Here is a 12,655-nt window from a genome sequence, read left to right as displayed (position 1 = left end):
ATGAAACCAAAATATCTAGGACTGTGTTTGATTATTTCATTCTTAGTGATAATAACATCTGTTGAGACTCTAGATGCAGAAGAATTAGAAAAAATCGAAGTCGAAATAAAATACACTAATGGAGATAGAGCAGATCATAGTGAAATAAAATTATTAGTGTATCAAGATTTTAACAAAGAAGTATTTTTAGAAAAAAAATTAGAAAGTAATCCTGATGTCATAATGGTTCCTGAAAATCACAGATATAAAATTGAAGTATTTGTCAATGGAATTTATGCGGATGTAGAATATGTACAATTAGATAACACATCAAAAAAGATCCAAATCAATATTCCATTATCAGGAGGTTTGAAAATTAATGTGTTTTATGAGGACGGGGAAACTCCAATTGAAGATGCAAGAGTAGTCATCAAAACTTTTGACAATGCAGAATTACGTCAAGGAATAACCAACAAAATGGGAGAAACTTTACGTTATTGGATTCAATCAACAGTTAATCCTGATGAATATTATATAGTAGATGTTTATTTAGGAGAAATATTTCTGAAATCACAATATCCTGTAAAATTACTACCAGGATCATCAATTAATGAAAAGATAATAGTCGGAGTACCAAAAATTGTAGAGGATTTAATTACTGTAACTCTATACAATAATTCAACAAACAAAGTCAGTTCATCAAATGATAAAATTACAGTTACGTTAAACAAAAAATTAGGGAATGAATCAATAACAAGTAATGTTGATTTTAGAGGACAAGCTAAATTTTCAAATCTAAAAACAGGCACATATAATGTAAAAATTGAACCTAATTTAGAGAATTTATGGCCTGAAACTGAAATTCAAATAATTGGAAAAGATAACCAGTTCAATATTTTCAAAAAAGAAATTCAAAATGTTTCAGAAAAACAAGAATTATCTCATATAGAATCTTGTAATTGTGTGGCATTTAGATTTGATGATGTACAAGATTATTGGTTAAATAAAGTACAAATTCAGTTTATGCAAGTATTTGTTGACAAAAATATCCCACTAACCATAGGTGTTATTTCAGATTCATTTGGAAATGATTTAACATTGTTGGATTTTGTAAAATCTCAAAAAAATAATAAATTTGATATTGCCAACCATGGAATTGGAAACAATCCCTTTACGGAATTTGTGAAAGAAGAACAAGATGCGAAATTAAAATTATCAATGCAATTGCTTAAAGAAAAATTAGGTATTGATTCCAAAGTATTCATTCCTCCTCAAAACAGATTCAATGAAGACACAAAACAAGTATTATCAGATAATGGGTTTACACATATCAGTTCAAGTCTACTTCACGGTGATCCTCCGCCATTTCCATTAAAAGGAGAGGAGTTATATCAATTCCCAGAAATTGCAACTACTGGAACGTTTGAACCAGATCAAAATATCTTTGTAGGGATTTCACATGAACAAACATTTACCGATGTAATAAACGGTCTAGATAATTATGGGTTTGCAGTAATTACTTCTCACCCGCAAGAATTTTCAAAAGTGGTTAATGGAACATATGTTAATGAATCTAATTTAGAACAGATCTTAGAACTGAAGAAATTAATTGAAAGGATTGAAAGTGAAGGAATACAAATTGTGTTAATTAGAGAAATGAATTTGGACTCTCAAACCAATACATCTGAACAAAGTGTTCCTGTGTGGATTAAAAATAATGCAAGATGGTGGGCAGATGGAACAATTGAGGATAAAACATTTGTTCAAGGAATTGAATACATGGTAAAAAATGGAATTATCAAAGTATCAGAAAAATCTCAAACCAATACATCTGAACAAAGTGTTCCTGTGTGGATTAAAAATAATGCAAGATGGTGGGCAGATGGAACAATTGAGGATAAAACATTTGTTCAAGGAATTGAATACATGGTAAAAAATGGAATTATTTTGTATTGACTACTTTATAATTTACACTTGATTTCCATCTAGCATCCTCAAGTTTGAATTTATTTTCACATTTCAAGCAAATGTAACTAGTAGAAATTTCAGGAAAAAATTCATTACAGTCATTACAAATGTAATGATTTTGCATTACTCTATAATCCACCCCTAATGCTTTGATTTCTTTTTTACAATTAGGACATAGATCGTTTTGATAAGTTCCTTCTTCAGTAATGTTCCCACAATCATAGTGTTCTATAAGTTTGCCCAATTTGAAATTAGAACTCTTACAATTAGGACAATAAAAAATCTGAGATGTTCTAATAGAATCACATTGATTACATGCAATTTCTTTTTTACTATCTAATTGAACTAGCCTACCTTTACTTTCTAATTTTTTTAAATAATCATCAACAACATTATTCGAAAATCCAAGAATTTGGGAAATTTTATTTAAACTGATTTGACTGGTGGTTGTTAAAATAAAATTAATGTGTTCAGTAATTTTTTCTTCATCTATATCAGTATCTTTAGATGTTTCTTTTTGTTGAGATTTTTTCTCTAAATAGGATTCTTCTTCTTCTAAAATAGTAATTATTCTTTCTACATCATTAAAATGGATTGGTTTTTGGAGATAGTGATATGCGCCTAAACCAATTACTTCCTTAATTGTTTCTTCTTCTTTACCATTTGCAGTTTCAATGATAATTTTAGTGAATGGTTTGATTGGTAAAATCTGAGACATGATAGAATTTGCAGTACTATCAGGTAAATTATAGTCTAAAAAAATTAACGGGGTTATCCCATCTTGAACATATTGTTTGAAAAGAGTAATGCCAGCATGTCCAGTTTCAGCAGTTTTGATGTCTGTGTATCCTAATTTTCGCATGAATTCAGCTAAAAGCATACCTACAGCAGGACTATCTTCAATTATTAGAACAGAATTTTTAGCAGTCAATGAAAGTAATCATTTTAAACTAAAATAAAAATTGTTTATAAAATAAAACATGTTAATTTAGACAATCAACATGAATTATTTTATTATTCTTGGATTGTTTGTTCTATTGTTTTGTGGAATCATGTCAATTAATCCTGTTTTGGCACAAATTGATCCATTATCAGAAATAGAGTTTTTTCAAACTGGGACAATACATACATCAGAAAATGAATTTCAAATAAGTGATCTAATAAACGTAAGAGGGCTATTAGATGATAAGATTATCCGTGTCTCAGGTTTAACATTAGAAGGGTTCCCATACATTACATATTCAAAAATTTTAGGAGATAAAATCGATACATATGGAGTAATTTTCATACAAGGAGAATTTAAAAAATTAAATTTTGAACAAGTGATTTTTGAAGATAAAAAAGTTGAAAAAGATGAAAATATTTTACTGTTAGTGAAATATACTCAAAGAGCATATTCTGAAAAAACAATTTATGTTGATGTGAAAACATATGATAAAACTCAAAATAAACTGAATGAGTTTAATCAGAATTATGGATATATTTCAAATGCAGGTATTAATTTGAAATTAACTAATGAAGAAGGAGAAGAGATATTTTCATCAAACGGTACAACAAATCAAAGAGGGTTATTTGAAACACAGTACTTAATTCCTGAAAATTCAAAAAGAGAAACACTAATCTTGACAATAAATGCAGAAAACGACAGTTCGTCTACTTCTAAAATATTTCAAATATTTAGTTTAGGTGAAATACCTGATCACGATTCAAATTAAAATCACAAAAGACTAAATGTACTAAAAAATAATAAAATTCAATGATACATGGTCCCTCTATTGCAATAGGATCTGGAATATCTGCAATAGTAATAATTATTGCATTTATAGCATTTGAAGAAATAACAAACCCTGCGGAATTAAAAATAGAGCCTACACCCACTATTCAACCAATAGGTCCTGCAAAAATCACAATGAATACATTTTTGGCAAATGGTTCACCCATACTTGGAAATCCCACAGCTCCAGTAACTTTGATTGAATTTGGTGACTATCAATGTCATTTTTGTAATGTTTTCTTTCATTCTACAGAAGACAGTATTTTGAAAAATTATGTAGAAACAGGCAAGGTCAAAATGATCTTTAAAGATTACAACATTATTGGTCCTGATTCAGTAAATGCCTCACATGGAGCCCATTGTGCAAAAGATCAAGGATTGTTTTGGGAATATCACGATATTTTGTACACTAATTGGACGGGAGAAAATAACGGGTGGGCATCATCGGAAAATCTTGGAAGATTTGCACAGGAAATTGGATTAGACATGGATATCTGGACTGAATGTATGTTAGAAGGAATGCACTCTCAAACAATCTTGGGAAGCAATGAGGATGCAAAGAGTTTGGAACTTACTGGAACGCCCGCATTTTTTGTCATAGGACCAGATGGAAAAACAACAAGGTTGTTTGGAGCTCAGCCTTATGAAACTTTTGAAAAAGTTTTTGAAGATGAATTAAAACAATAATAAATTGCGATCATTTTATAAATCAAATTATTAAAAAATTACTAAAATTTCCTTCCTAGTTACTTAGAATTTACCCAATATCCTTAAATGTACAAACTCGGAGGCAAGCTTATGGCAGCTGGAATTGACGATATTGCAATCTACATCCCTAGATTATACCTAGATGCATCTGATTTTGCAGATAATAGAGGACTAGACCCAGTCAAATTGCAAAAAGGTCTAGGTGTTTCTCAAATGGCAATTGTGGATGCAAATCAGGATCCAGCATGTCTAGCTGCAAACGCATGTTTACGAATAATGCAAAAAAATAAACTGTCACCTGAAGATATTGGCAGATTGTATGTTTCAACAGAATCAGCATTTGATGAATCAAAAGCAATGAACTCGTATGTTGTAGGTATGTTAGAACAAGTTTACGGACAAGGTGCATTTGAGCATTGTGGAGGAGTTGAAACTAAATTTGCTTGTGTAAGTGGGTCGTATGCACTTTATGATAATACAAATTGGATTAGAGCAGGAGAAGCAGAAGGAAAACATGCGTTAGTAGTAGTGTCAGATATTGCAAAATATGATATGGGTTCAAGTGGAGAAATGACACAAGGTGCAGGGGCAGTAGTTATGCTTCTAAATGACAATCCAAGATTGTTAGCATTTGATCCCAAAGTAACATCCACATCCATTAAAGATGAATATGATTTTTACAGACCATTTGGAAAAGAAACTCCTATTGTTCATGGCCAATACTCCAATTTACTATACATGATTCAAGTAAGAAAAGCACTTGAAGCATACAAGAAAAAAGTAATCTCAACAGGACTGATCAAAATGGAACCAGGTGAAACAATTTTAGATCATATGGATTACATCAATATGCATTTGCCATATAGCAATATGGGGAAAAAAGCATTAGCATATCTAGTTCGACATGAATGGAGACAATTACCAAGATGGAAGAAAATTTTACAAGAAATAGGAATTGAAGAACCTATTCCAAAAGATCCTCGTGGAACCATAGAATCAGTATTGGGAGATGAGGAATTCATGGCAAAGGATCATGAATTCACTAAACTGTTTACAAAAACACAAGCATATCAAGAAGTCTATGAATCAAAACTATCAAGTTCACTTATTGCATCCAGTATGATTGGTAATCTTTACACGGCATCATTGTATTTGGGATTCCGAAGTAGTCTAGAATTTGAATATCAAAAAGGAATTGATCTTGATGGAAAAAGAATAGGATTTGGTTCCTACGGAAGTGGAAGTAGTGCCATGGTGTTTAGTGGAGTGGTACAACCAACCTACAAAGAAATTGTAAAGAACATGAATTTGGAAACAGAGATTGGAGAAAGAAGAAGGCTTACTTGGGAAGAATATGAAGAATTACATGAAAACAAGTTATCTCCAGAAGAATCTATGGTAGATTCAAAAAAAGAGTTTGTTCTTGTACATGTAGATACAGAGAAAGAATCCAGAGGAGAAAGACGTTATATTTTCAATGAATAGTGTGTTGTAAAATAAGATTATCTGTTTACAATAATGAATTATTAGGAAATTGATTTTTAAATTCAGTTACTTTTTCTAGAATTTTTTTTAAAGCAGATTTTTTAAGTTTGAATTTTTTATCTCTTATTTTAATAACGTAATCATCATTTAATGCATTAAAAAAATCACTGGCAGGAACTATGCCGAAATGTCCAAATTCAAATTGATCTGTATCTTTTTCAATGGCAAACTCAAAGAACAATATCAACAATTCATCATATGGGTAAATATGTGGATAAATATGACTGAATGAAGATTTTTTAATAATTTCAAATATGGCAGAAGGTAATTCATCAATAGAAAGATGATCTAAACCAATTGAATATAATGAACATGTTTCAGATGGAATTTTGATGCCTTCATGCAATTCCCAAGGAATGCTTTCAATTGTTTTTTCATCAAATTGGTGAACGGATTCATCATCAGTTAATTCAACTAAATCTCCAAAAATAGACATGATAGAAAAAACCCAACATGCTTTTTAAAATTATTTGCCAAGGATTAATTAAAAAGAAAAACATGTTTTAAACAGCTTGGAAGAAGAATCAAATCCAATTAAAGATTATTTGTTTGAATATATCAAAAATTCAGAATCAATCCCCAAATTAATAATTGAAAAAAAATTTGATGTTATAATTGAGGAAGTTATCAAAAACTGTTATGATGAAATTCTATTCATGGGGGATAAAGATGAATCAGTAGGGGCACTAGCTACTGGGTTATTACACTATTTGCTTACAAATGCACTAATTGCCAGTCAAAGAAAAGTCGAATATAAGCAAAATGAACTAGACATTGTAATCCCAGATATCAAAACATTAGAGAAAGATCCAAAAAAGACATTGTTGATTTGCATACCAAAATCTTCAGACATCAAGATAATTGAAAAAAAGATTCTTCAACTAGAGAAAATTCAGCCTGAAAAAGATAACATATGGTTAATTTTATCTGAAAATTTACCAATAAACAAAAAATCTTTTGTGTTGTCAAAGGAAAGCAAGTCATTTTCAAAAATCATCTTTGAAATTGCTCAATTTAGCAATGTTGAAGGAACCAACAAGTTCAAAATTTTACGAATATAATGCTTCTAGTCTCGAGTTATTTTGTCAAATACACAACAAGCTGTAAGATCACCTGTAACATTGACCATAGTTCTAATCATATCCAAAATTCTATCCACAGAAATCAACAGTAAAATTCCAACTGGAGGAATGCCAACCGTTATTAGTATTGTAGACAATACAATTACGCCAGCTCCAGGTACAGCAGGAGTTCCAATAGATGCCAAAAGAGATGTGACAATGATTACAAAAATAGACAGCATGCTCAATTCAATGGAAAAGAGTTGGGCCAAGAAAAATACAGCTATGACCTGATATAATGCGGTGCCATCCATGTTAACAGTAGTTCCAAATGGAATTACAAATTTTGAGCCCCTGTGTCTATCTTTAGACTTTCTTCTGCAGTCTTTAATGTAACAGGCATGGTAGCCATTGAGCTAGCAGTTGAAAAAGACACTGTTTGTGGATTGCGGAATTTTGAAAACGTGGAAGAGATTGGTCTCTTTGCTACAAACTTCAAAAATAATGTGTATACTAATAACATAACTCCAAGACCCAGTACTACAGTTCCCATGTATGCACCCATTCCTATCATAGAACCTATGCCCACTTTGGAGATCATTCCAACAATCAATCCAAAAACAGCAAACGGTACAATCTTCATAGAAAACAATAGGATGTATAGCGTTACTTTTTGAATTGTTTCAAGAATGTCTAAAAGAGGTTTGGCAGATTCTTTTGGTAGCGCTGCAAGAGACATACCTATAATCAAAGCAAATATCAAAATGCTTAGCATCTGTCCTTCAAGATATGAAGTTATAGGATTTCTTGGAATAATGCTAGATACAGCATTTGGAATATCATCTAAAGAAAATCCATCAGTAATCTCAACATCGGCATCTGAAAGATCATACGATTCCTTTAGTGAAGAAAAGTCGATGACAGTTCCAGGAGATATCACAGACACAAGAAATACAGCCACAAGAATTGCAATTATTGTAGTCATTACAAAATAAGCTCCAACACCCAATCCCAGAGTTTTTAGTTTGTTGGTAGTACCTAACGATGTAATTGCTACAACAATTGAAGAAAAGATTAACGGAACTATTATCATGTAAATAAGACTCAGAAAAATGTTGGCAGGAATCGAGAGATAAGAAGTAATAAAACTGAGACTATCATCATTTAGTCCCATCCCTAGATCATATCCTAAAATCAACCCAACAGGGAGACCAATCATTAGAGATATTACAACTTGGAGCCACAAGTTTTTAAAAATATAATTTTTTAATGTCATTTCATTCACTTTAAAATTAATTTCAGGTCAAGATTTTTCTTAAAAATTTTGTACATGGATGAATCACTCATATCTTTGATAAAAGGAATTGAACCTAAAATCGGAATATTAGTTAAATTCTTCAAGTCGCGAGAAAGTTCATTTATTTTGTAACCATTAGAGTCAAAATCATTTATTATTATTCCTTTAATTGGAATTTTGTATTTTTCGCACATCTTTACAGTCATTATAGTGTGATTAACAGTTCCAACTTTGGTTCGTGTAACAATAACTACAGGAAGTTTCATTGCTTTTATCAGATCAGTTACAAAATAGTTTTTGAGGATAGGGGTCATTATTCCACCCATACCTTCAACCAGCATCATCTCATGAAGTTTTGATAATTTTTTGAAATTAGATATTATCAAATTTAGATTGGGTTTAGTTTTCAAAGTTTTCCATGCAGTATATGGTGAAGCAGGTATTGGAAAAAATTGAGGATTTATCAAATTTTCAGAATCCTTTACTTGTGCAGAATTAGATAAAATTTCCACATCTTCAGATTTGTAGCCTTTTTTCTGGGCAGTGCCTGCAGCAAAAGGTTTCATCACCCCAACATCCATCCCCATTTTACGCAAAGTGATAGCCAATCCTGCAGTAATGTAGGTTTTACCAACATCAGTATCAGTTCCTGTAACAAATAACGACTTCAACAAGAAATGTGAGAAGAGATTACTGATTAATCTTATCGTTTGATTATTAAGAACATTGGAGTTACAGATACTACTTGAAAAAGTCTAGTTTTGTATGGTATCCAAACACCCAGATGAAAGAATGGGACTCATTTGGAGAGATAAAAAGTGCTAAAGGAGTATGGTTAACAGATTCAAAAGGAAAGAAAATGATAGATGCAGTAGCATCTATGTGGTGTAATGTTTGGGGGCATTCAAATCCAGAACTAGTCAAAGCCATCATAAATCAAAGTAAAAAACTCCAACACTCCTCAATGTTTAATTTAACAAATGAACCTGCAGAAAGCCTTGGAGAAAGTCTAGTAAAAATTTCCCCTGGGATGCACAGAGTGTTTTATTCTGATAATGGTTCATCAGCAATGGAAATTGCAATAAAAATTGCATTACAGTATTGGAAAAATATAGGAGAGAAAAATAAGACAAAGATTGCGACAGTTGAAAACGGGTATCATGGCGACACATTTGGTGCAATGTCTGTAGGGTATGTTCCAGAATTTTTTGGAAAATTCAGAAAACAATTATTCTCAACAGTACAGTTTTCAGTTCCTAATAAATACAGAATTCCAAAAGGATTTACATTTTTAGATTATCAGAATTATTGTTTAGATAAAATTGAAAAAAGATTTTCAAAAAATAATGACATTGCAGCATTCATCATGGAAAGTGGGGCACAGGTAGCTGGAGGAGTGATCATTTATCCAAAAGATTTTCAAAAGAAGATTAGTCAATTATGCAAAAAATATCATGTGTTGTTTGTTTTAGATGAAATAGCAACGGGGTTTGGAAGATTGGGATCAATGATACAATATGAAGAACAAAAAAGCATTCCAGATATTGTAGCATATGGAAAAATGTTAACTGGTGGATATCTAACAATGGCTGCAACCTTAACATCCAAAAAAGTATATGATTCATTTTTGGGAGATTTCAATGATTGGAAGCATCTCTTTCACGGACATACATATACAGGTAATCCTATTGCAGCTGCAATCGCGAATCAAAATATCAAAATGTATCAAAGAAATAAACTCATTAAAAAAATACAAAAAACATCCAAGGTTTTTGAGGAATTCTATCAAGAAATTTCTGAAATAGGTGTTGTAGGAGATATTAGGCATAAAGGAATGTTAATGGGAATAGAACTAGTTACAAATAAAGACAGAAAGACGCCAATTCATCCTAAAAAATCCATTAACAAGATATTCTTTGAAGAAGGAAGAAAACAAGGTATCTATCTCCGCACATTAGGCAACATAGTCATGCTTGTTCCCCCTTTGGCAATATCGGAAAATGAACTAGAATTACTCCTAAACAGAACAATCCAAACAATCAAGGCCACGATACCAAAAATAATTTGACTGTTAACCCCCTGCTTGAGAGAAGGTTAACCTATCCATTATTGTTATAAATAGAATATTTCGTAAAAATAGTATGAATTCTCTAGAAATTATTAAAGAATGTAAAGAAAAAGTTTTTTCAGGTATAGGAATATCCTCTGAGGATGCAAAAAAATTATTGAATATTCCTGAAGAGTTTTTAAGTGAATTAGCAAAATCTGCAAATGAAATTACACAGGATTTTAATGGTAAAAAAGTAGATGTAGAACAATTAAACAATATTAAAAAAAATGCATGTAGTGAAGACTGTACATTTTGCGGACAATCAGCATTTTTTGATACAGGTATAGAAACATACCAATTACCATCACCAGAAGATGTAGTTTCAAAAGCACAAAAAGCTAAAGAAGATGGTGCAGAATCATATTGTCTTGTGGCAGCGTGGAGAGAGCCATCACCTAAAGATTTTGAAAAAGTATGTAAAATCATTACAGAAATTAATGACAAAGTTGGAATTAGTGTAGAGTGTAGTTTAGGATTTTTAACAACAAAACAAGCAGAGAAATTAAAAGAACTTAATGTAAAAAGATATAATCATAATTTAGAAACAGCAAAATCAAAATTTTCTGAAATTTGTACAACTCATACATATGAAGACAGATTGAAAACATTAGCAATAGCAAGAGACGCCGGTTTAGAATTATGTACTGGTGGAATTATTGGATTAGGAGAAACTAGAGAACAAAGATTAGAGCTCGCAATAGAACTAGGAAGGTTATTTCCAGAAGAAGTAACCATAAACATACTTGTTCCAATGCCAGGAACGCCTTTAGAATTACAAACAGATCTTCCAAATTCCGAAATAGTAAGGATGTTTTCAGTAATTAGATTTCTACTTCCAGAATCAGTTATCAAAATTTCTGGAGGTAGAGAATCAAAATTGGGAGATTCAGGAGAAGAACTTCTTCAGAGCGGGGCAAATGGGATTATCACTGAAGGATACCTAACAATGGGTGGAAATAAGGCTGAAAAAGATAGAAAATTGATAGAAAAAATTGGCCTCCAAACATAAACTAAATTTCATAGATTTGGAATTAGAAGAATTAAAGAAAAAAAACCTATACAGGAAATTACGATATGTGACAAATCATGGTTCGCAAATAACAATCAATAACAAAAAATTGCTTAATTTATGTTCAAATGATTATTTAGGAATTCCTACAACTAAAATTCACATTAAACAATTACAATCAAGTTCAAGGTTAGTTTCAGGAAATGATGAAGAATATAAGAAATTAGAAGAAAGACTTGCAAAACACAAATCACAACAAAATAGTTTGATTTTTCCGACAGGATACATGGCAAATTTGGGAGCAATTTCAGCTATTGCAAAAAAAGGAGACATCATATTTAGTGACGAATTAAATCATGCAAGCATAATTGAATCATGTAAGCTGACAGATGCAAAAGTTTCAATTTACAAACACAATGACATGGAGGATTTGAAGAATAAAATAAAACAGAAAGGAAAAAACAAGTTTGTGATTACTGAAGGTGTTTTCAGTATGGATGGAGATATTTCATCATTAAAAGAAATGACAGAAATTTCTGAAAAATCTGACGCAATCACAATTGTAGATGATGCACATGGGGATTTTGTACTAGGTAAAGACGGGAAAGGAACTCCAGATCACTTTAATGTTTCAAAAAAAATTGATTTGTATATCAGTAGTTTAAGTAAAGGATTAGGATCATTTGGAGGATATATTGCATCTCAAAACAATATTGTTGATTTGTGCATTAACAAATCAAAATCTTTTATCTACACATCTGCACTTCCATCATTTTTAATAGATTATTCATACAAAAGATTCCAAACTAACAGATGCAAACAACAAAAAAAATTAGAAGAAAACAGAAAAATGCTGATAAGAGGCCTTAAACAATTAGGATATGAAATAAAATCCCCTACACAAATTATTCCGATTATTATTGGTAATGAAAAAAAGGCACTTGAATTTGGGAAATTTTTATTCAATAATGGAGTATATGCTCAACCAATAAGATATCCAACTGTTCCTAAAAACAAGGCAAGATTAAGGGTTTCAGTTACAGCATGGTTATCAGACAAGGACATTGAAAAAGCTCTAAGTGTTTTTGAAAAATCTTTTAAAAAATTCAATATTTATTAATAAACTCATATAATAATATCATATTAGAGTAGTTTGTTATTAGAATAACAGACTTTAAAATAAATTCCCAAAAATGGGAAATAA

The 12,655-nt window shown here is 31.1% G+C and carries 11 protein-coding genes and 1 pseudogene; 8 read left to right on the top strand and 4 right to left on the bottom strand.

From position 1 onward, the window contains the following. Entirely contained in the window at positions 1-1,935 is a 1,935-nt protein-coding gene (locus K5781_RS00485; protein ID WP_297439681.1) for a polysaccharide deacetylase family protein, read from the top strand. Here the strand turns inward: K5781_RS00485 and K5781_RS00480 are convergent. After that, positions 1,922-2,878: a response regulator gene (locus tag K5781_RS00480; RefSeq protein WP_297439680.1), complete on the bottom strand. Its 957-nt coding sequence runs from the start codon at positions 2,876-2,878 to the stop codon at positions 1,922-1,924. The two genes, K5781_RS00485 and K5781_RS00480, sit on opposite strands and share 14 nt — an antisense overlap. Positions 2,879-2,948: 70 nt before the next feature. Here K5781_RS00480 and K5781_RS00475 point away from each other — a divergent pair, with 70 nt between their 5' ends. The 3 genes from K5781_RS00475 (at position 2,949) to K5781_RS00465 (ending at position 5,914) form a co-directional block, all read left to right on the top strand. Beyond that, the gene (locus K5781_RS00475; RefSeq protein WP_297439679.1) at positions 2,949-3,662 is read left to right on the top strand and encodes a hypothetical protein; all 714 of its coding nucleotides are present in this window, start codon (positions 2,949-2,951) and stop codon (positions 3,660-3,662) included. Between the two features lie 41 nt (positions 3,663-3,703). Further along, a complete protein-coding gene (locus K5781_RS00470; protein ID WP_297439678.1) occupies positions 3,704-4,408 on the top strand; it encodes a thioredoxin domain-containing protein in 705 nt (234 codons plus the stop codon). 111 nt (positions 4,409-4,519) lie between these two features. Further along, positions 4,520-5,914, top strand: coding sequence for a hydroxymethylglutaryl-CoA synthase (locus K5781_RS00465; RefSeq protein WP_297439677.1), 1,395 nt, complete (start codon positions 4,520-4,522; stop codon positions 5,912-5,914). 25 nt (positions 5,915-5,939) lie between these two features. On the opposite strand, the gene K5781_RS00460 is transcribed toward K5781_RS00465, so the two are convergent. Continuing rightward, a complete protein-coding gene (locus K5781_RS00460; protein WP_297439676.1) occupies positions 5,940-6,410 on the bottom strand; it encodes a hypothetical protein in 471 nt (156 codons plus the stop codon). A gap of 76 nt (positions 6,411-6,486) precedes the next feature. Between K5781_RS00460 and K5781_RS00455 the strand changes: the two genes are divergently transcribed. Then, positions 6,487-7,035 (top strand): hypothetical protein, encoded by a 549-nt coding sequence (locus tag K5781_RS00455; protein WP_297439674.1) that lies wholly within the window; start codon positions 6,487-6,489, stop codon positions 7,033-7,035. Between the two features lie 5 nt (positions 7,036-7,040). Here the strand turns inward: K5781_RS00455 and K5781_RS00445 are convergent. Both K5781_RS00445 and bioD read right to left on the bottom strand, forming a co-directional pair. After that, positions 7,041-8,254 (bottom strand): annotated as a pseudogene (locus tag K5781_RS00445) (dicarboxylate/amino acid:cation symporter). A gap of 62 nt (positions 8,255-8,316) precedes the next feature. Next, the gene (gene bioD / locus K5781_RS00440) at positions 8,317-9,003 is read right to left on the bottom strand and encodes a dethiobiotin synthase (protein WP_297440191.1); all 687 of its coding nucleotides are present in this window, start codon (positions 9,001-9,003) and stop codon (positions 8,317-8,319) included. Between the two features lie 74 nt (positions 9,004-9,077). On the opposite strand from bioD, the gene bioA reads away from it, so the two are divergent. The 3 genes from bioA (at position 9,078) to K5781_RS00425 (ending at position 12,571) form a co-directional block, all read left to right on the top strand. After that, entirely contained in the window at positions 9,078-10,400 is a 1,323-nt protein-coding gene (gene bioA / locus K5781_RS00435; protein ID WP_297439671.1) for an adenosylmethionine--8-amino-7-oxononanoate transaminase, read from the top strand. A 73-nt stretch (positions 10,401-10,473) separates the two neighbouring features. Next, on the top strand, positions 10,474-11,451 hold the full coding sequence (gene bioB / locus K5781_RS00430) for a biotin synthase BioB (RefSeq protein ID WP_297439670.1): 978 nt from the start codon (positions 10,474-10,476) through the stop codon (positions 11,449-11,451). Further along, complete coding sequence (locus tag K5781_RS00425; RefSeq protein WP_297439669.1) at positions 11,435-12,571, top strand: aminotransferase class I/II-fold pyridoxal phosphate-dependent enzyme; 1,137 nt, start codon at positions 11,435-11,437, stop codon at positions 12,569-12,571. The genes bioB and K5781_RS00425 overlap by 17 nt, the downstream gene beginning before the upstream one ends. Positions 12,572-12,655: the final 84 nt, after the last annotated feature.

It is taken from the genome of Nitrosopumilus sp., assembly GCF_025699255.1.
In the GTDB taxonomy this organism is placed as follows: domain Archaea; phylum Thermoproteota; class Nitrososphaeria; order Nitrososphaerales; family Nitrosopumilaceae; genus Nitrosopumilus.
Note: the sequence above shows the minus strand (reverse complement) of the source record. Positions and strands in the feature narration are given on the sequence as shown.